At 60.6% G+C, this 19,703-nt stretch carries 20 protein-coding genes; 11 read left to right on the top strand and 9 right to left on the bottom strand.

The window, feature by feature from the left end; translation table 11 throughout:
* Positions 1-9: 9 nt before the first annotated feature.
* Both LVD10_RS06815 and rlmD read left to right on the top strand, forming a co-directional pair.
* On the top strand, positions 10-1,290 hold the full coding sequence (locus LVD10_RS06815) for an MFS transporter (protein WP_237062598.1): 1,281 nt from the start codon (positions 10-12) through the stop codon (positions 1,288-1,290).
* A gap of 67 nt (positions 1,291-1,357) precedes the next feature.
* On the top strand, positions 1,358-2,686 hold the full coding sequence (rlmD, locus tag LVD10_RS06820; RefSeq protein ID WP_233006265.1) for a 23S rRNA (uracil(1939)-C(5))-methyltransferase RlmD: 1,329 nt from the start codon (positions 1,358-1,360) through the stop codon (positions 2,684-2,686).
* A 38-nt stretch (positions 2,687-2,724) separates the two neighbouring features.
* Here the strand turns inward: rlmD and LVD10_RS06825 are convergent, their stop codons facing one another.
* The gene (locus tag LVD10_RS06825; protein ID WP_233006266.1) at positions 2,725-3,321 is read right to left on the bottom strand and encodes an HD domain-containing protein; all 597 of its coding nucleotides are present in this window, start codon (positions 3,319-3,321) and stop codon (positions 2,725-2,727) included.
* A gap of 11 nt (positions 3,322-3,332) precedes the next feature.
* The gene (locus LVD10_RS06830; protein WP_237062600.1) at positions 3,333-4,097 is read right to left on the bottom strand and encodes a class II aldolase/adducin family protein; all 765 of its coding nucleotides are present in this window, start codon (positions 4,095-4,097) and stop codon (positions 3,333-3,335) included.
* A 99-nt stretch (positions 4,098-4,196) separates the two neighbouring features.
* Here LVD10_RS06830 and LVD10_RS06835 point away from each other — a divergent pair, with 99 nt between their 5' ends.
* Complete coding sequence (locus tag LVD10_RS06835; RefSeq protein WP_233006268.1) at positions 4,197-4,889, top strand: Crp/Fnr family transcriptional regulator; 693 nt, start codon at positions 4,197-4,199, stop codon at positions 4,887-4,889.
* Between the two features lie 74 nt (positions 4,890-4,963).
* Here LVD10_RS06835 and LVD10_RS06840 read toward each other — a convergent pair whose 3' ends face one another.
* Positions 4,964-5,878, bottom strand: a complete 915-nt coding sequence (locus tag LVD10_RS06840; RefSeq protein ID WP_233006269.1) for a bile acid:sodium symporter family protein — start codon at positions 5,876-5,878, stop codon at positions 4,964-4,966.
* A gap of 142 nt (positions 5,879-6,020) precedes the next feature.
* Here LVD10_RS06840 and LVD10_RS06845 point away from each other — a divergent pair, with 142 nt between their 5' ends.
* The 4 genes from LVD10_RS06845 (at position 6,021) to cydB (ending at position 10,077) form a co-directional block, all read left to right on the top strand.
* Positions 6,021-6,926 carry a DUF1853 family protein gene (locus LVD10_RS06845; RefSeq protein WP_237062621.1) on the top strand — a complete coding sequence of 302 codons (906 nt, stop codon included), beginning with the start codon at positions 6,021-6,023 and terminating at the stop codon, positions 6,924-6,926.
* A gap of 90 nt (positions 6,927-7,016) precedes the next feature.
* Positions 7,017-7,577 (top strand): GbsR/MarR family transcriptional regulator, encoded by a 561-nt coding sequence (locus LVD10_RS06850; RefSeq protein ID WP_233006271.1) that lies wholly within the window; start codon positions 7,017-7,019, stop codon positions 7,575-7,577.
* Positions 7,578-7,669: 92 nt separating this feature from the next.
* Positions 7,670-9,049, top strand: coding sequence for a cytochrome ubiquinol oxidase subunit I (locus LVD10_RS06855; protein WP_237062623.1), 1,380 nt, complete (start codon positions 7,670-7,672; stop codon positions 9,047-9,049).
* Entirely contained in the window at positions 9,046-10,077 is a 1,032-nt protein-coding gene (gene cydB, locus LVD10_RS06860) for a cytochrome d ubiquinol oxidase subunit II (protein ID WP_370636803.1), read from the top strand. The genes LVD10_RS06855 and cydB overlap by 4 nt, the downstream gene beginning before the upstream one ends.
* Before the next feature lie 293 nt (positions 10,078-10,370).
* Here cydB and LVD10_RS06865 read toward each other — a convergent pair whose 3' ends face one another.
* Entirely contained in the window at positions 10,371-10,754 is a 384-nt protein-coding gene (locus tag LVD10_RS06865) for a hypothetical protein (RefSeq protein WP_233006273.1), read from the bottom strand.
* Between the two features lie 148 nt (positions 10,755-10,902).
* Between LVD10_RS06865 and LVD10_RS06870 the strand changes: the two genes are divergently transcribed.
* Positions 10,903-11,568 carry a TetR/AcrR family transcriptional regulator gene (locus tag LVD10_RS06870; protein WP_237062632.1) on the top strand — a complete coding sequence of 222 codons (666 nt, stop codon included), beginning with the start codon at positions 10,903-10,905 and terminating at the stop codon, positions 11,566-11,568.
* A 42-nt stretch (positions 11,569-11,610) separates the two neighbouring features.
* On the opposite strand, the gene LVD10_RS06875 is transcribed toward LVD10_RS06870, so the two are convergent.
* Positions 11,611-12,267, bottom strand: coding sequence for a cupin domain-containing protein (locus LVD10_RS06875; protein ID WP_237062634.1), 657 nt, complete (start codon positions 12,265-12,267; stop codon positions 11,611-11,613).
* A gap of 501 nt (positions 12,268-12,768) precedes the next feature.
* On the opposite strand from LVD10_RS06875, the gene LVD10_RS06880 reads away from it, so the two are divergent.
* A complete protein-coding gene (locus LVD10_RS06880) occupies positions 12,769-13,032 on the top strand; it encodes an HP1242/YdcH family protein (RefSeq protein WP_237062636.1) in 264 nt (87 codons plus the stop codon).
* On the opposite strand, the gene LVD10_RS06885 is transcribed toward LVD10_RS06880, so the two are convergent.
* Positions 13,013-14,149, bottom strand: a complete 1,137-nt coding sequence (locus LVD10_RS06885) for a PepSY-associated TM helix domain-containing protein (RefSeq protein WP_237062638.1) — start codon at positions 14,147-14,149, stop codon at positions 13,013-13,015. The genes LVD10_RS06880 and LVD10_RS06885 overlap by 20 nt on opposite strands.
* A gap of 87 nt (positions 14,150-14,236) precedes the next feature.
* Positions 14,237-16,375, bottom strand: a complete 2,139-nt coding sequence (locus LVD10_RS06890; RefSeq protein WP_237062641.1) for a TonB-dependent siderophore receptor — start codon at positions 16,373-16,375, stop codon at positions 14,237-14,239.
* Positions 16,376-16,541: 166 nt separating this feature from the next.
* Here LVD10_RS06890 and LVD10_RS06895 point away from each other — a divergent pair, with 166 nt between their 5' ends.
* Positions 16,542-16,793, top strand: a complete 252-nt coding sequence (locus tag LVD10_RS06895) for an HP1242/YdcH family protein (RefSeq protein WP_233006279.1) — start codon at positions 16,542-16,544, stop codon at positions 16,791-16,793.
* Positions 16,794-16,932: 139 nt separating this feature from the next.
* Complete coding sequence (locus LVD10_RS06900) at positions 16,933-17,535, top strand: glutathione S-transferase family protein (protein ID WP_233006280.1); 603 nt, start codon at positions 16,933-16,935, stop codon at positions 17,533-17,535.
* A gap of 28 nt (positions 17,536-17,563) precedes the next feature.
* On the opposite strand, the gene LVD10_RS06905 is transcribed toward LVD10_RS06900, so the two are convergent.
* Together LVD10_RS06905 and LVD10_RS06910 are read right to left on the bottom strand one after the other, a co-directional pair.
* Positions 17,564-18,223 carry a hypothetical protein gene (locus LVD10_RS06905; protein WP_233006281.1) on the bottom strand — a complete coding sequence of 220 codons (660 nt, stop codon included), beginning with the start codon at positions 18,221-18,223 and terminating at the stop codon, positions 17,564-17,566.
* Between the two features lie 19 nt (positions 18,224-18,242).
* Positions 18,243-19,637 (bottom strand): selenium-binding family protein, encoded by a 1,395-nt coding sequence (locus LVD10_RS06910; RefSeq protein ID WP_233006282.1) that lies wholly within the window; start codon positions 19,635-19,637, stop codon positions 18,243-18,245.
* Positions 19,638-19,703 lie beyond the last annotated feature (66 nt).

Raw genomic sequence — 19,703 nt, forward strand, 5'->3', positions numbered from 1 at the left:
ATTGTGCCTGTGGCCAGTCAGCCACCCCTCGCCAGCGATCGGCGCCGGGTCTGGAGCTGGGCGTTTTACGACTGGGCCAATTCCGCTTTCGCCACTGTGGTGCTGGCCGGCTTTTTCCCCCTCCTGTTCCAGGATTACTGGAACGCCAGCGTCACTGCCGAGGCGGCAAACCTGCGCCTGGGCTGGACCAACGCCGCGGCCTCGCTGGTGATTGCCGTCACCGCCCCGTTCCTGGGGGCAGTGGCGGATCGCGCCGGTGCGCACAAGCGCCTGCTGTTTCTGTTCGCTCTGTGTGGCATGCTGGCGACCGCGCTACTCGGCTCGGTCCCCGGTGGCGAGTGGTTGGCGGCATCGCTGCTGTTCGTCTGTGCCACGGTCGGTTTTCTCGGCAGTAACCTCCTCTACGACTCCCTGCTGGTGTATGTAGCGCCGCCATCGCGCTGGCATACGGTATCCGGGCTGGGGTTCGGGCTCGGTTACCTGGGGGGCGGGCTGCTCTATCTCGGCTGCGTTGCGGCGGCACTGCAGCCACAACTGTTTGGCTTTAGCGACAGCACCGCCGCGGCGCTGGCCGCATTTGTGGTGACCGCACTCTGGTGGGCGCTGTTCTCCCTGCCTCTACTACTGTGGGTTCCGGAACCGGAACCGCTCGCCGGCGGCAACGAGCCAGCCTGGCGCCAGGCCATCACCCAGCTGCGTATCACAATGCGCATGCTACCGGATTACCGGCCGGTGGCCTTATTCCTGCTGGCTTACTGGCTGTACATTGACGGGGTCGGCACAGTAATCAGGATGGCGGTGGCCTATGGACGCGCCCTGGGGTTCGAGCGCTCTCACCTTATCCTGGCGCTGCTGCTGGTGCAGTTCGTGGGTTTCCCGGCCGCTGTTGCCTTCGGCTACCTTGGCGCGCGCATCGGTGCCCGGCGCGGCATCTATATCGGCCTGGGTGTCTACATCCTCGTCTGTAGCTGGGGGGCCTTTATCCGGTCCCCGTGGGAGTTCTTTGCCATCGCTGTCCTGATCGGACTGGTCCAGGGAGGCGTGCAGGCACTGAGCCGCTCGCTTTACGCCCAGCTTATTCCCGCGGAAAAGAGCGGCCAGTTCTTCGGTTTCTACAACCTGATGGGAAAATTCGCGGCATTGATTGGCCCGCCCCTGTTTGGCCTGTTTGGCGCCTGGTTCGGGGATGCTCGCTACTCCATGCTGGCACTGATCCTGCTATTTGTCGCCGGAGGGCTGCTGCTGGCCCGTGTACCGGAGCAGCCCGGCCAGTCACATCCACGACCGTGACAGCTTCCCATGCGCTGCCTATCATTGCGCCCGCAACCCCAGTGGAAATGAACCAGCGGTATACAACATGAAGAGACGGCGCCCGCGCCTGCCGGCCGGCACCCCGACGGTGGAAATTGAACGACTCAGCCACGAAGTGCGCGGCATCGGCCGTGTCCGTGGCAAAACCGTGTTTGTGGACAACGCGCTGCCGGGGGAAACCGTGCGGCTCAGCTATACCGCCAGCCGCTCGAAATTTGCCGAGGGCGTCGCAGTGGAAGTGATCGAGGCCTCCGCCAATCGCTGTGCACCGCGCTGCCGGCATTTTGAAGACTGCGGGGGCTGCGCCCTGCAACATATGCAACCGGCGGCGCAGATCCAGGCCAAGCAACAGATTCTGCTGGACCAGTTACAGCGCTTCGGTGGCATCAGTGTCCCGGAGACATTGCCGCCGCTGGTTGCGGCTCCCTATGGCTACCGGCGCAAGGCGCGACTGGGAATCCGCGCATCGCGCAGCCGCGGCATCGTGCTGGGCTTCCGGGAAAAGCGCTCCAACCAGCTCACCCCCATCAGCGAATGCCCGATTATGCCGGATGACTTTGCCCGGCACCTGCCCGCGCTCACACAACTGATCGGGGCCTGTGAGAGTCGCGCCGGCTTCACCCACCTGGAGGTGGCCATCGGCGAGGATGCCACCGCGCTGGTCCTGCGCCACCAGCAACCCCTGCCACAGAAAGACCTGGAGCTGTGGCTGGCACTGGCCCGGAAAACAGGTTTCCACCTCTACCTGCAGCCCGGAGAACCTGACACCGTGCACCGGGTTTGGCCGCAGGCCGGTATCGAGCGGCTTCATTACCGGCTGCCGGCATTCAACCTGGAGATAGGCTTCCACCCGCTGGACTTTATCCAGGTGAACTTCGACATCAACCGGCAGATGGTAGAGCGAGCCGTGGAATTGCTGGATATCCAGCCCGGCGAGCGGGTGCTGGACCTGTTCTGTGGACTGGGAAACTTTACCCTGCCGCTGGCGCGCCATGCCGAAGAGGTGGTAGGCGTAGAGGGGGATGCATCGCTGCTGGCGCGCGGACGGGAAAATGCGGCAGCAAACAGCCTGGGTAACGTCGCCTTCCACGCAGCGGACCTGACCCGGGATATCACCGCGAAGCCCTGGGCCAGGGCCGGCTTCGACAAGATCCTGATCGACCCGCCGCGCACCGGCGCGATCGAGGTGGTACGGGAACTGGCCCGCTTCAAGGCGCGCAGGGTGCTCTATGTCTCCTGCAACCCCGCAACCCTGGCCCGCGATGCCGCTGAGCTGGAAAAGCTGGGCTACCGCCTGCAGAGGGCCGGCGTCATGGATATGTTCCCGCAGACCACACACGTCGAGTCCATGGCCCTGTTCGAACTGGGAAAATAGCAGGTAATGGCCGCCCGGCAACCCCGGACGGACATCGGTCAGGAGGCTTCTTCCATCGCCTTTTTGTAGAGGGATTTCCGCGGTTGGGCGAACACTCGCCGCAGCATGGGCTCAAAGAATTCCAGCGGCAGGGTCTCGGCCTCCCGGTCGAAAGCCGGGGCATCGTACTTTGACACGAACTCCAGGGTACGCTGGTAATGGGGATGCTCGCGGTACTGCTCGCGCAGGTTACGATCCATGCCCAGGTAGTGGAAAAAATAGTAGCCCTGGAAAACCGCGTGGTGCTTGATCATCCAGTGGTTGGCCTCGCTGACGAACGGCTCCAGCAAAACGGCGGCCACATCGGCATGGTTGTAGCTACCGAGCGTGTCCCCGATATCGTGCAGCAGCGCGCACACCACATACTCCTCATCCTTGCCGTCTCGGTAGGCCAGTGTCGCGGCCTGCAGGCAATGGGTCAGGCGATCCACCGGGAAGCCGCCAAAATCACCATCCAGCAGTTTCAGGTGGGCAATGATCCGATCCGGTAACCCCCGGGCAAAATCCCCGAAGGCGTCGGCGATTATTTTCCAGTCCTCCGCAGTGCCGTTTTCCATGTCGGCGAACCGGGCATGTTCCTGTACTTTTTGTTCCATGAACTCGGGCCTCAGTCGCGATAGCTCGGGTCGATACGGTCCAGCTTGCGCAGGAGGCCGGGCCAGATCAGCTTACCACCCTGGCTGCTGGTGACCCTGTCGCCCTCGCCGAGGATCTTGTCGAGGATAGGCTGCGGCACCGGCGTGAGGCGCTGGTTGCCGGCCAGTGCCGCCACCTGGATCTCACAGGAACGCTGCAGGACAAACATCGACAGGAAGGTATCGGCTACGGTCGGTCCGCAGGTCAGCAGCCCGTGGTTGCGCAGGATCATAAAATTGGCATCGCCCAGGTCCGAGACCAGCCGGGCTTTTTCGTCCTCACGCACGGCGATCCCCTCGTAGTCGTGATAGGCGAGACCGGACAGCGGGAACAGGGATTGCTGGGAAATCGGCAACAGACCCTCGCTCTGCGCCGCTACCGCCACCCCCGCAGTGGTATGGGTGTGCATGACACACTGCGCATCCTCGCGCGCCTCATGGATGGCACTGTGGATGGTGAAACCGGCGGGATTGACCGGGAAGGGACCGTCATCCACCTTCTCCCCATCGAGGTCGATCTTCACCAGGCTGGACGCGGTAATCTCCTCGAACATGGCCCCGAAGGGATTGATCAGGAAGTGGTGCTCAGGACCCGGCACCCGGGCCGACAGGTGGGTGAATACCAGCTCGTCCCAGCCGTAATGGGCGACCAGCCGGTAGGCCGCGGCCAGGTCGACACGTAGTTGCCATTCTTCCTCGCTTACCCTGCCCTGCAGGGACGGTATGGAATCCAGCATTGTGCATCTCCCTCTATCACTGTGTGTTTGTCGTTATTGGCTTGCTACATTCTGGAACCCCTCTCGCCGCAACACTGTCAACTTGTTTACACTTGGCGGATGACTGATCTGCTGCCATTTCTCGACGCCTGCCCCCTGCTTGCCGGACTGCCGGAGACCGCCAGGCGTTCCCTGGCCAGACGCGCCCGCCTGCAGCACTACAGCGCCGGGCAGGAAATCTATCCACCGGGGTCCATGCAGAGCCGGCTGTCGATCGTGGCAGCGGGACGAGTGCGCATCTGTTCCGGCAACGCCGAGGGCCGCGAGGCGACCCTGGCCCTGCTGGATCGCGGCGCCTGGTTTGGTGATACGGTTTTTTCCCCGGGGATGCCCCGGGTATTCGGCGCGACGGCGCATGAAGACAGCCAGGTGGTGGATGTGGGGGGTGAGGAGCTGCGCGCGCTGATGGCGCAATACCCCGGGGCCTACCCGGTGGTGCTGGACCTGGTGAGCCGGCGCCTGTGGGCAGCCATGTCGATTATCCAGGACGATGTACTGCGCGGTACCGAGGCACGCATTGCCCGGCGCCTGCTGTTCCTGGCACAGATGCAGAACCCGGTGGAGAGCGCCGATGGCGCAGCAAGCTTCCGCATGACCAGGGAACTGCTCGCCAATATGATGGGCATGACCCGGCAGGGACTGCACCGGGTACTGAAAACCATCGAGGCACAGGGACTGGTCCAGTTCGAGTATGGCCGTGTGACCATTCCCGACCCGGTGCGCCTGCAGGCCTACATCGAACAACTGGACTGAGACAGCACGGCGCATTGCCCCGGGCAGCGGCGCAATGCGCCGTGGTTATTGCGCCCTGCCCGGTAAAAATTCAATCAACCCGCACCGGCCGCAGGTTCACCGGGCTTGTCCCGGGCAGTGCGGCGGACTGGCGGAATCACCCGGCGGCCGTATGCCGCCAGCAGGAAACCGACCGGGAACATCAGTACGCCGTAGATCGCCGAGGGCACCGACATCTCACTGGAGTGCAGCAGGGTCAGTGTCACCATCAGGCCCAGGGTACCGTTCTTGATCCCCAGTTCCGTGGCCACCGCCAGCCCCTCTTGCCGGGACAGCCCACAGAGGCGACTGGTCAGCAGTCCCAGGCCGACACCGGCCAGGTTCAGCAGGATGGCCGAGGGGCCCGCCTGTGCCATCAGCTCGAGGAAGCGGTCGCGGATCCCGTACACCAGGGCAATCACCAGCACGGCCAGCACCAGGCCACCGAAAATACTGACGACACCCTCGGCACGGGTAGCCAGCAGTGGTTTCCAGGCCCGCACCAGCATACCGATCACCACCGGCAACAGGACGATGACTGATAGCATCAGCACCGTGCGGCCGAATGGCAGCACGATTTCACGTTCGGTGCCCATAAACAGCTGCAACGCGTAATTGGTGAATACCGGCAGCGTCATGACCGTGATCAGGCTGGCAGATACGGTCAGCACGATGGACAGGGCCACATTGCCGCGGGCGAGCAGGGTGAACAGGTTGGAGGTAGTCCCGCCGGGACAGGTGGCGATCACCACCAGGCCCACGGCGATGGCCGGCGGCAGGCTCAGGAGCCAGCATAGCGCGAAGGCGAACAGAGGCATCACCAGGATCTGGGCAATCGTTCCCAGGATCAGTCCCGCAGGCTTCACCGTCACCTGGTGAAACTCCCTCGCGGTGAGGGTCATGCCGATACCGATCATGATGATAAACAGGGAGATCGGCAGGCCGATCGAAATCAGGGGGCCGGATTCCACGGATACCTCCTTTCGTTATTATGTAGTTATGGAGGTTAAACCCTAGCACAGGGTGTCGCTTGCGCGCCGGGAATCTTCGCAACCGCAATATCCACAATCCATGCCCGGCCACACGCCGGGCAAGAGCAACAAGAGAAAGCCAATGGCTGCAGAGCAGTTGGGCGTAACACCCGATCACTGGGCCAACCTCGCCTGGGCAGTGGGCGCCGGGCATATCGTGAGCGATTTCGGCCTGCCGTGGCTGCCGCCTTCACGGCAGGCCGAGCTGGCCGACTACTTTGGCCGCAGTGATGTGGCCCGCAATCTGGCACCGCAGCTGGAAACTTCCATCACCTGCGATAACAGTCGGGGATCGGCGACACGGCTGGGCGTCTATTTTGAGAACCTGTGGGCATTCGCCTTCCAGCAACACCCCGATTACCGCTTACTGCATCGCAACCTGCCCCTGCGCGCCGGGGGCCGAACCCTGGGCGAACTCGATTTCGTTGTACATCACTTGCCGAGCGGGCTCACCGAGCACTGGGAAATCGCCGTGAAGTTCTACCTGCAGGTGCAGGGCGAATTCTGGGTGGGGCCGGGCCTGCGCGACCGACTGGATATCAAGCTGGCGCGGATGCGCGAGCACCAGCTGCCCCTGATCCGGCAGCCGGCAGCCCGGACGCTGCTGGCGGACCTGGGGATACAGATAGACCGCCAGTGGGCGCTGATGCCAGGCCGCCTGTTCCGCCGCCTGGGAGACAGCGGGACAATCCTCCACCGGGCCATCAACCCGGCCGCCTGCCGTTACTGGTGGGCACGGGTGGACGAATTCCAGTTCCACTTTGCAAACCTGCCTTTCCGCTGGGCCCTCCTGCCCAAGCGGGCCTGGCTGGCAGACCGGGCTTACCGGGTGGACCGTGCGGGCAGTTGCGCCGCCATCGCCGCCGGATTCCTGCAGAATGAGTCCCGCGGGCCGGTCTGTGTCGCAGCTCTGGACCATACTGGCGAGGCAAGTCGTGGCTTTATCGTGCCGGACAACTGGCCGGAGCTCGCCCGGGCCGGTCTCTGAGCCCACTCCGCAGCCACCTACTGACAATTCCATTGACATGCATCAATTTACCTTTACAATTTTCAGAAATTTCTGAAACATTAAAAACTAATGAAACTATCCAGTCAGTCGCAGGCGTTCGTGCTGCACTTTGGCGAGATGGGCAGTCGCTGGGGCTTCAATCGCACCGTGGGGCAGATGCTGGCCCTACTGACGATACACAGTGAACCCCTCAATGCGGACCAACTCGGTGAGGCACTGAAAATCAGCCGCGGCAATGTGAGCATGGGACTCAAGGAGCTGCAGGCCTGGCGCCTGGTGGAATTGCATCACCGGCCGGGCGACCGCAAGGATTACTTTACCGCCGCCGGATCCATCTGGGATATGGCCCGCACCGTATTCGAGGAGCGTCGCAAGCGCGAGCTGGACCCCACACTGTCATTGTTGCGCCAGCTGCTGCTGAATGATCCCCAGGATGAAGAGGAAGTCCGCGCCCAGGAGCGCATGCAGGAGGTCTATACGCTGCTGGAACTACTCGATGAATTTGCCACCACATTGAGCCGCCTGAGCGAGGATGACCTCCTGCGGCTGATGAAAATGGGCTCCGGCCTCAGCCGGCTGCTCGACCTGCGGGAAAAACTCAAGGGGGGATCTTCCGGCGCCGGGGACTGACATCCTCCCCGCGCAGACCGCTTTTACCGTCCGGGCGCGCCAGAGCATCTATCCTATTAGCCTCGGGGTGCCCATCATCTACCGAGGTAGCCATGTTAGATACTCTGGTCCTGTCAAGGATACAGTTCGCCGCCAACATCAGTTTCCATATTCTCTTTCCCGCCATCACCATGGCACTGGCCTGGATACTGTTCTTTTTCAAACTGCGCCACCAGCAGACCGGTGATCCAGTGTGGATGCGCGCCTATCGCTTCTGGGTCAAGGTCTTCGCGCTGACATTTGCGCTCGGGGTCGTCAGCGGCATCACCATGTCCTTCCAGTTCGGCACCAACTGGCCCGGCTTTATGGAAACCGTGGGAAATATCGCGGGCCCCCTGCTCGGCTATGAAGTTCTTACCGCGTTTTTCCTCGAGGCCACCTTCCTCGGCATCATGCTCTTCGGCATTGATAGGGTACCTAACTGGCTGCATACCGTATCCGCCCTGGTGGTGGCGATTGGTACTTCCATCTCCGCATTCTGGATCCTGGCACTCAACTCATGGATGCAGACCCCGGCGGGATTCGAGATACGGGACGGCGTGGTGCATGCCACCAGCTGGCTCGAGGTCATCTTCAATCCATCTTTCCCATACCGTTATACCCATATGATGCTGGCCTCGGGGCTGACCGCTGCATTTTTTGTCGCCGGGCTTTCCGCGTACCGCATTCTCAGGGGCGACGAGAAACTCGCTCCACGCCTGTCACTCAAGACCGGACTGGTGATGGCAGCTGTGCTGGCACCAATCCAGGCTTATGTTGGCGACCTGCACGGCCTGAACACCCTTGAGCACCAGCCACAGAAAATTGCTGCCATGGAGGGTATCTGGGAAACGGAGCGCGGCGCACCCCTGTTGTTGTTTGCAATCCCCGACGAGAAGGAACGCACAAACCACCTGGAAGTCGCGATACCCCACTTGGCCAGCCTTATTCTCACTCATGATGCCGATGGCGAAATCCGCGGCCTGGACGAATTCAAGGATAATCACCCGCCAGTGGCACCAGTGTTTTTCGGCTTTCGCATCATGGTGGGAATGGGAATACTGATGCTGCTCACCGCCTGGGGCGGCTGTTACCTGCTGCTCAGGCGGGGGGAACTACCACGCTGGACCCTACGCGTGCTGGTAGGTATGACCTTCTCCGGCTGGGTGGCGACCCTTGCCGGTTGGTATGTCACGGAAATTGGCCGCCAACCCTGGCTGGTTACCGGCGTGCTCAGAACCGCCGATGCGGTGACGCCCCTGGCGCCCGCGAACGTCGGTTTTTCCCTGACCCTCTACCTGGCGGTATACGTCATCCTGATGTACGCGTATATCCATACGCTTAAAGTCATGGCGCTCAAGGCCGTCAAAGTCGAGGAGTTCGAAACCGAGTCCCCGTCCGCCGAGGGCAGCACTACCAGCCTGCCCGGATCAGCCGAGGAGGGTTCAGCATGAATACCGAGATCCTGAGCGAAAGCCTGACCTATGCGCAGTGGCTACCAGTCATTTTTATCGGCCTGATGGGACTGGCCATTTTGATCTACGCCATCCTGGACGGTTATGACCTGGGGGTTGGCATACTCTTGCCCATGAGTTCCGCCGACGAGTTAAAACGTGACACCATGATTGCCTCTATTGGTCCCTTCTGGGACGCCAATGAAACCTGGCTGGTGCTGGCCATTGGCATCCTCCTGATCGCTTTCCCTGTCGCCCATAGCATGGTCCTGATGAACCTCTACATCCCTGCGGCGATTATGCTGGTTGGACTGATCATGCGCGGGGTCGCCTTCGACTTCCGCGCCAAGGCGGCGGTGGACCTGAAGCTGACCTGGGACCGGACTTTCAAGGCCGGCTCACTGCTCACCACTCTCGCCCAGGGATACATGCTGGGGCAGTATGTGATGGGGTTCGACACCCACTGGAACGCCCTGCTGTTCTCCGGGTTGAGTGCGTTCGGCGTAACTGCTGCTTACAGTTATGTTGGTGGCGCGTGGCTGGTAATGAAAACCGAGGGCGAGCTACAGAAACGTGCCGTGCGCTGGACACAGCAGGCGGGACGGGCAACATTCCTCGGGGTAGTGGCGGTGTCGGTGGTCAACCCCATGGTAAACCCCGGGGTTTTTGACCGATGGTTCACTTACCCCCTGGTAATGTTCGTCCTGCTGATACCGACCGTGTGCTTTGCCGTTTTCCTGTTCAATGACCGCCTGCTGAAACGGCTGCCCAAGGAAAACGACCGGCACTGCCGTGTGCCTTTCTTCCTGACGGTCGCGGTCTTCGTGCTCTGCTTCACCGGGCTTGCCTTCAGCTTCTTTCCCGAGATCGTCCCCGGCAGGCTCGATATCTGGGAGGCCGCCAGTGCCACTGAATCACTGACTTTTATCCTGGTAGGCGCCGTAATCGTCGTACCACTCATCCTGGCCTATACGGCCCTGGCCTACCGGGTTTTCCACGGCAAGGCCACTGCACTCAAGTACCACTGAAAAAAACCGGGGCCAAACAAGGGCCCCGGATAGCCCGGCGCGGCCGCAGTCATGTCGGTTCGCGCCAATCTCCCGGCTCCTTCACCAACCAGCTCCCTTTCAGGCACAAGCTCTGTGCCCCACTGGCACGATCACTGAAATCATTGAAATTACCGAAGGGTCGGCCTGAATGCCCGTGCACTCCCGGAGCCGCAGGCTGGCGTTCATTATCAAGCTGAATAAATGTTCGAGTTAAGCAGGTGCTTATAAAGTATTTGCGACCGGAAATATATTTTTTGAGACATACATCAAATTCATTGAATTGCTGCCACATTGCTCACAAAAAAAGGATGATAGCGATCTTTCCAACGCCAACAAAAGTTTATACCATTCAGGCTCTTGAAATAATCTAATAATAAAAGCCGTTCTATAAGTACAAGAATAAGCAGCGGCCATATAAGAAAAATAATCTCAAGAGCGAAACCGGTAGCGGCATGCCCATGGCATCCACTACCTACAATCCCGACTGTGTTATCACACGGGATAAACCTTAAAAAAATATTGTTATTGCAATGGACGCTAAAACTAAATGCCTCAACAAAAAACCCCAATTCCATCCAGAAAGTAGCACCGAAGGGCGACGCCTGTTGCGAGCGCCCGGGGATCCGGCCATCAGCTGATCGCTGACCGGAATCCATTCGAAGCCAGTGCTCGCGACGCGAGAGCCCCACAGCCCGTGGTGCACTCCGGGCGCGCCTGCGCACTGTTTCCTCTGCGTAACTGCCGTGGGTATATACCTGCCGGTTGGGCAGCGGATGCCTGAAGGTGAACTACTGGAGCAAGGAATTGAGCGAAACTGATCAACTGATCCAGACCAAGCGCAGCATAGCGATGCCGCGCAGACCGCAGCGACGGAATGGTCGGGAAAAATACGAGAAATTACTGGATAGCCTGGAAGCGCTGCTTTTCGCCAAAGAGGCCAGCGAAATCACCCTTGCGGACCTCAGCGATGCCGCCGGGGTGCCCACAGCTTCTATTTATCATTTCTTTCCCAGCAAAGACGCAGCGATTACTGCCTTGGCTGAGCGCTACTTCGATACCAGCTTTAACGAAGGGGCTTTTCGGCCGGCAGAAACCGAGTTCAGCAGCTGGCAGGAGATGGTATGCCTGGTCTGCGAGAGAGCCCTGTCCTATTACCAGTCCAACGAATCCATGCAGAAGCTGCGCTTCGGACCGGATGGAAGCTGGGCCATTCGCGACCTGGTCCTGTCGAACAACCAGCGACTGGCACAGATCCTCTACGATTCCTGTATGCGGGAATTCCAGCTGCCGGACTCCAACGACTGGAACAGCCGCTTCCTGGTCGCCATCAGCATCAGCGATACCCTGTGGTCTCTTTCCTACACCCTTTACGGGCGCATCACTGACGAAATGGTCAGCGAAGCAAAGCGGGCCACCATCGCCTACCTGAAAATGTATATTGGCGAGCTGCTGGAAAAACGCGTCGCTTAGGGGCTGGCAGCGCGAGCCGGACAGCCCCGCCACCCCCATACTTCACAGGTGACCGGTCTTGACGTAGATCAGCGCCCCGTCTGCTTCTGTAAACGGGGCGTGATCGCTGAAGTGGGGGTTCCTGATCCAGCTTCCCCTCGGATAGCGACCAAACTCGTCTTGAAAGGTGCCCTCCAATACCAGGATCTCCTCCCCGCCGGGGTGGGTGTGGCGCTGAAAACGGGTATTGGGGGCCCACCGTACCAGCGCCACCCGCTCTCCCTGGAACTCGTGCAGGGGCATCACCGCCAGGCCTTCCACCAGCCCCGGGAACCACTCGCTGGCACGGGTATCAATGACTTTCTGCACCGTGTCCCCCGGGTCAAACTGGTGCAGTTTGACGAAAATCAGGCAGCCGTCACTGCCGATGCGCGGACTGTGGCTGGAACCGATGGGGTTGCGGATATAGGTGCCAGCGGGGTAAGTGCCGTGCTCGTCGGCGAACTCCCCCTCCAGCACCAGTATTTCCTCGCCGCCACCATGCTCATGGGCGGGAAACTCGCTGTCCGGCGCGTAGCGCACCAGCGAGGTCGCCCGCGCCACCTCATCGCCAACACGGTCCAGCATCATCCTTTCCACGCCCGCGGCCGGTGACGGCGCCCATTGATAGTCTTCCGGCTTTATCACCACGCGCTGGCTGAAGTCAGCATTCAGTTTCATCGAATGTTCTCGGGAAGATTCGGGATATTTACGACGACTGGGAACCCCTGAACGAGTCCATGGCCTCCCTGCAGCCCCTGAAGCGTGTAGATGCAAGACGCAACGCGCAGCAAATGGCCGTAGCCCTTTGCAAGTGCTGCAACGCCGCAGATGCACGCTTCAGGGTCTCCCTCCGGGGCGCCCAGGCAGGCCTCCACTCTACGTTGCAGCCGCTTGAGGGGCAACCAGCCCACGCGGCTGCGCCTTGAATGGAAACCTGCCTGAAAGCCAGAGAGGCCATGAACTTATGCAGGGTTTCCCAAGTCACAGATTACATGGTAAGCAATTGAAGCTGAATAACGCGCCCGCCAGGTAGACAATCGGGCGGGCCTGCAGAAAAACTGGCACCAAATCGCGCATCACTGGCACGACTTGGAACCAACTGGTCATGATACCGACATAAACTGCCGCCGGACCCTATCAATTCCCGGCCCGGCTGGTGGCTGCAAAAAGGAGATCAATATGCCGTTCATTGAAGCCCACACCCTCGAGCACGATTTCCCCGAATACGCAGACCGGATCAGGCAGCTGTACCGGGAGGACCTGGAGTTCAAGCTGGAGAGTGAGCATTACCACCAGCTGGATAAAAAGATACGTGGGCTGGAGGCTTCCGGGATAACCACGGACGACGAAAACTTTTACGCACTGAAGAGAGAGCGGGTACAGCTGAAAGATCACCTGTACCAGCAGATTGTGGAATCCAGCACTATCCCCGAACCGGGCTGAGGGGAACACCGGCCGCCCGGAGGGCACGTCGCCTGGCCCGGGCGGTGCGCCGCTTTTCCCGCCGCCTGAACCAAAGGTAGAGACCGGTGACGGCAAGGAGTAGCGGGCTCAGCCCCAACAGGCACCAGAGTACCCGACTGGGCAGGCCGGCGAAATTCCCGAAGTGCAGGCGGCGGTAACTGTCGACAAACTTTGCCCCGAAGCCGGCCTCCCGGATATCCGCGCTGGCCATGAACTCCCCGCGCCGGGCATCGTAGGTAACGCTGCTGGCATACTGGCTCAGCAGCGGGTTACCAGTAGGCACATCACCCCAGAAGGTAATATTGACCCCCGGCTCCCACGGCAGGGTGATATAGGTGGCCTCGAAACCGTCTACCCGGCGCGCCGTATCCTCACGCAGGGCCTGCAGCGATATCTCGTCGCTGTAAAGGCGCTGCTCCATCACGTAGTGCTCGTGGCCATCGGCGTGCTCCTCCATCTCGTGGGCGAAATGGGTGATGTTCCACCAGGCGCCCGTGAACCCGAGAATCAGCAGCACCGGCGAGGCGATCACTCCGGTAAGCTTGTGCAGGTCGGAAAAGTAAACCATCAATCGCGCATTCCAGCGCAGGGTAAAAAATTTCTTCCAGAACTTGCGATACAGCACTAGACCAGTAATCCCGAGCAGGCACAGCAGGATAGAAAACACACTGCTGACCAGCATCCCCCAGTCCCCCATCAGCAGGGTGTAGTGCAGGTCCAGTAGCCAGTCGGTGAGGTTATGGGTAAGCCCGACCGGCTCCGCCAGGACCCTGCCGCTGTACTGGTCCAGCAATGCGTAGCGCCACTCGCTGCTGCCGTGCTCCATCACATACACAAGGTCTGCACGCCCGCGGTCCTGGAACAGCGCCCAGCCCACAACCTCGTAATCCGGTAACTGCCCATCCAGGGACTGGCGCAAGTGGTCCAGTCCCAGGCGCTCCTGCCCGCCCGTATCCACACGCACCCGATCCTCCATCAGCAAGGTATCAATTTCGTGCTTGAAGACCAGGATGCTACCGGTAACGCAAATCACCAGAAGCGGAATCACCGCAACCAGTGCCATCCAGCTATGGAGTTTAAACAGGATCTTGTTCATGCCTTGCCTGCCTTGAAAATACAGAAGGGCGACGGCCTGCGCCGTCGCCCATGACTGAATCCCGGACTTCAGGAATACTGCGGTTTATCAGTACACCCAGCTGACAGAAGCGCTGAAGTTGCGCGGTGCAGCATAGAATGCCTGGTCCCAGTAGAGGCTGTTGAGATACTTCTCATCAGTCAGGTTGTTGCCATTCAGTGAAACCGTCAGGTTATCGCTCACTGAATAACGGGCAAACGCATTCACTGTGGCATAGGCATCCTGCTTCACGGTGACACCGTAGTTAGTGATACGCTCGATATCGTCCTGCCAGTTGATACCGCCACCGATCTTCAGCTGCTCCAGTGTCGGCAGGCGGTAATTCGCATAGGCCCGCAGTACACGCTCGGGTACAAATTTCCGCGTCCCCTGCCCTTCCTGGTTCTCGATCTCAAGCTCAGTCCAGCCCAGGGAAGCGTGCAGTCCCGGTGCTACTTCGCCGACCAGTTCCAGCTCATAGCCCTGGCTCTCATAGTCGCGTCCTTCGTAAACCTGTGCGCCCAACTCGGTATCGAAGTAAGCCGATTCAGCAACGTTTTCGTGCTCGGCACGAAACACCGCCAGGGAGGCATTCACTCGCCCATCAAGGAATTCACCCTTGAGGCCAAACTCATCATTGCTACCCTCGGCCGGAGCCAGGCGATTCTTGTCCGCCCCCATCTCCCGTTGCGGCATGAAGGTTTCTGTGTGGCTGGCATACACAGAGAACCGGTCAGCAAAGGTGTAGACCAGCCCGGCGTAAGGCAACACCTCGCCTGATGCACTGGTACCGTGATCCTCGCCATAACTCTCACCCGCACTGTCCCAGTCGGTCACACGGGCGCCGGTGATCAGTGACAGTGCTTCAGTCAACTTCAGGCGGGTGGCGGCATACACCGACTGTTGCTCGTCGGTCCAGTCGCTACCATTCAGGCCGTCGGTAAACACCGGCTTCACCGGGGTTTTTCCTTCCCACCGGGTGAAATCCCCGACCATCGGGAAGCCATTGGTGTAGTCGTAGAGGGAGCTGTCCTCCACACTGCCTTCGGCCCGGTTGTAACCGAACACGACGTCGTGCTCGCGACCGGCAAGGGTAAAGCTTCCGCTAAGGCGCAGGTCGAAGAGGTCCTGCTGTTCGTCCAGGTTGTACTCGCTCGCATACCCGACCAGCCCCACTTCGTTGACCGGGTCGGGCAGGCTGTACATGTAAAACAGCTCGCTGGCTCCCTCGATTTCTGAATGGGTGTAGTAAGCCCTGGCCTGCCAGCCATTGCTGAATTCGTGCTGCAGCTCGACAAAGGCACTGGAGTCCACAGTGTCCCACCAGGACCAGTCCGCCGAAGTGCTGGCAGACTCGTCGTAAGCGGTGAGTGAACCATCGGTGTAATGCAGCGGCAAGGCGCCCCACAGAGGGCTGTTGGCCCGGCTTTCCTGGTGGCTGATACCGCCAGTGAGCCGGGTGCTGGCACCCAGGTCCTGCTCGAGCACGCCATAGGCGACATTCTTGTCGATGCCATAGCGATCCAGGTAGGAGTCGCGGCTCTCGGTGGCGGCGACAAAGCGGCCCCGCAGGGAGTCAGTGAGTGGGGCACTGATATCCGCGTCGACCCGGCGCTTGTCCCAGGAGCCGGCCGTGCCGCTGAATGCCATGCGCAGTTCGTCGAGCGGGCGCTTGCGCACCATATTGATAGTGGCGGAGGGGTTGCCGGCGCCGGACATCAGGCCACTTGCGCCACGCACAACCTCGATTCGTTCGTAAATGGCAGTATCGATCTCACCATTCTGGTTACCGTAGGTAGCCGGCACCCCGACACCATCCAACTGGAAGTTGGTGATATCAAATCCACGGGCGGTGTAGTAGGTGCGGTCGGTTTCGACGCTTTCCACCATAATGCCGGGGGAAGTCTCAAGCGCCTCGTTGAGGCTGTCGATGGCAAAATCATCCAGCACTGCCCGGCTGATCAGGGAAACCGATTGTGGCGTTTCCAGCCCGGACAGGCCCAGGCCTGTGGCGGTATCCATTTCCCCCGGCAGGTACGAATCCTCCTCTTCACCGGTCACCTCCACCTGCTCCAGCGCAGTTTTCGCAGTGTCCTGCGATTGCGCGGTTTCCTGGGCCCAGGCGCCGCTGGCCGCGGCGCCATTCATCGCTATGAGGGCCGCGGCCAGCAGTGTGCGGCGCGAACCCAAAGGCTGATCAGTGCTCACAATCTATTCCCCTTATCGTGTCCCTGTTGTTACGGCCGGCATCATAATAGGGGGTAAACGCTTTTGCAAACCATTATCATTTAGCTTTACTTGAGAGCGGTCACTGTCACCCAATGCAACTACAATTATTCCTGTGGCAGATCAAAAATTAGCCAGGAGTCGACCAATGGCCATTGCCCCCCATACCCTGGAAGCAGACTTCCCCGAGCATTCCCGGACCATCCGCCGGCTCAACGAGGTGGACCTGGACTTCAAGACCCAGAGCGATACCTACCACAAGCTGGATAAACAGATACGGGGCCTGGAGGAAAGGGGCGTCGCTACCAGCGACCAGCACTTCAACGAACTCAAGATCCAGCGCGCCCACATGAAAGACCGGCTCTACCGGCGCATTACTGACAAAGATATCCATATCTGAGTGAGCGCCGGCCACCGGCCCTGAATCACGACTGGATTACCGCCAGTCTGTTCGTCACACTGGAAGCCTGCCACAGGGTGCGCGTTTCCCATCTCGCGCACACCTGCAGGGACCTGCTGAGTAACCGGACAGACTGACCATGAAGCTTTTCATTACCCATGCTTCGCCCTATGCGCGGGCGACACGCATCGTTGTGCGTGAGCAATCACTACAGTCTCGCGTCAGCGAGCAGGTGGCCCACCCTTTTGATAACCCGCCGGAATTTATCGCCAGCAACCCGCTCGGCAAAGTGCCCTGCCTGCTGCTGGATAGTGGCGCATCGATCATGGACAGCCAGGTGATCTGTGACTACCTGGATCGCGGGGAAGGAGATGGACGATTGAGCCTGCCATCCGGGGAGGACTGGCAGCTGCAGACATTGCACAGCGTCTGCCAGGGGTTGATGGATACCCTGGTCCTGCGCCGGGTAGAGGATGCCCGCGCCCAACAGGGATTGCGCTCGGACTTCTGGTGGGATCGTTACAGTCATGCGGCGGGCCGCACCCTGCACTGGCTGGAACAGCGCTGCGATACGCTACCCGGAGCACTGTCCATGACCCATATCAGCCTCGGTTCAGCACTGGCCTACCTGGATTTCCGGCACCCGGATATTTCCTGGCGGGCCGACTTTCCCCGGCTGGCCCGCCTATCCGAACAACTGGAAGCGCGCCCATCGTTTGCGGACACCCTGCTGCGGGACTGAGCACAACTGGCCTTGCCCTGCCCCGGTGTCAGCTCCAGGCCATCAGCGCAGCGATCACCGCCGCCACCAGCAATGCCACCGCCCAGATAAGATCGAAGTTAACCCAGCGTTGGCGCAGGATGGCGAGCCCGAACCTACGGTAGACAATCCACGCCGTCGCCCCCATCACCAGCAACATCGCACCAGTGTGCAGCGCCACCGCTCCCAGCATCACCAGCCCGCCGGAGGTTCCATCTCCAGCATGACCCGCATGGCCTGCATGGGCACCCTCCATACTTCCGGCCACCCCCAAAAGTGCCGGCACTACCATCAGCCCGGCACCATGGGCTGTGGCCATCAGGAAAGACCACAGGAACAGGTCGCGGGCCCCGACCTTCATTCCCACCCAGCGTGGGTGACGGTAATAATTGAACAGTTTGTAGAGGCCAAAGAGCAACAGCATCCCGGCAGTGATCCACTGCAGTGCCGTCAGCGAGACTACCTGCAACCCCAGCAGCACCAGCACCACTGCCAGGCAGATCGCCAGGGCGTGACCGGCAGCAATGGGCAGGAGTGACAGCCAGATCACCCGCTCGCGCTGCTGCTGCAGGCCCAGCGACAGGGCAAATAGCCAGCCCATCCCCGGGTTGAGGCCGTGAAAGGCACCGAACCCGAGCATTGCCAGCCAGGGCCCCAGTGGCCCTAACATGTCCTGTACCACGCGATCATCAGGGGTAGCAGAATGAATCGGTGGAGGCGTCCCCGCCCTCCAGCCGCACCTGGTGCACCCGGGTTTCCCCGAAATCCACAAAGAAGTCCGGGTCCAGCTGGATGCCACCATCGGGGTCTACATCCACCTTCACCATCCAGCCGCCCATCCGGTCCGGGTAAAACTGGTCGTCCCAGGTGCTGTAAAGGGAATTGGTGAAGTAGACCCGTCGACCGTCACGGCTGATCTCCACCATCTGCGGCCCGCCCAGGAGAGGGTCCGCGGACTTCGGGTGCGGGGCCTTGTTGACGATACCGCCAATAGCCACCTTGCCGGCCAGCTTCGGTTTGAAGGGATCAGAGACATCATACTGGTGCAGCTCGCCGGTCCCCCAGCAGGAGACATACAGGAAGCGGTCATCCAGGGACAGGTCAATATCGCTCACCAGTGGGGGAACGGCACCGAAGTCCTTCAGGGCGGGGGGCAGGTCATCCGCATCGGCGGGTTCCGGCGGGATGGTGATCACCTTGTCCATTTGCCAGGTGCCGCCTTTCTGGTGCCAGAGCCAGATGGATGCGGACAGGTCCTCGGTGCTCACCACCACCCCGGCGAAACCATAGGTCTTGCGGGGATCGTGCGCGGGGCGTAACTCCAGCACCATCTGGTGCTGCTTGCCCAGGTCAATGGTCTGGCTGAGCTTGCGTTTGCGCAGGTCCCAGAAGTGAATACGGTGGCCGTACTTCTGTCCCAGCAGTTCCTCGGGTACCAGCCCGTTCTCGAACTGGCGCGGCGTGCCCCACTCGCTGGTCACCATGACGTCCTGTGCCAGGTGCCACCAGAAATCGTAGGCCAGCGACTGGTCACCACGATCGAGCTCCCAGGGGCCAATCACCTCGAAGCTGAAATGGTCCAGCAGGAAAATACCACCCGGGCCCTCATCACCGTTGGCGGACCCCATGGCACTGACATAAATGGCGTCCGGGCCACAGTGCACGGTATGGGGCCGGCTGTAACCAGACTTGGCCATCATTTCCTCCGGCTCGATCACCTTGGTGATCCGTGGCCGGCGGGGGTCGGGTTTGGTATCGATGATATACAGGCGGGAACTGCGAATTCCCGGTACCACCAGGTAGCGCCGCTCCAGGTGCGGGTGCGGTGCGTAGGGACACAGGGCGGAGCTGCAGGCATTCCAGCCGAAGTGGTGCAGCTCATCATCCAGATGCGGCAGGTCCAGGGCATGGACCACCTCGCCATAACTGGACGAGTGCGGGTCCAGGTCCACCACCCGGATGCCATCGGGCTGGTCATTGCGGCCGGTATTCAGCGCCGCCACGTAGGCGTGCCGTTCCGGTGGCGCCTGCATCGCCATTTTGGCGGAGGGGTAGAAGGAGGGATCGGGTTTCCAGAGCGCCATGCTGCATTTCCTCTTTATTGTCATCCGTATGGAAAACTGCGAGGACTGCAGTATAGGAATTCAGCG

This window comes from Microbulbifer zhoushanensis (assembly GCF_021729055.1).
Taxonomy (GTDB): Bacteria; Pseudomonadota; Gammaproteobacteria; order Pseudomonadales; family Cellvibrionaceae; genus Microbulbifer; species Microbulbifer zhoushanensis.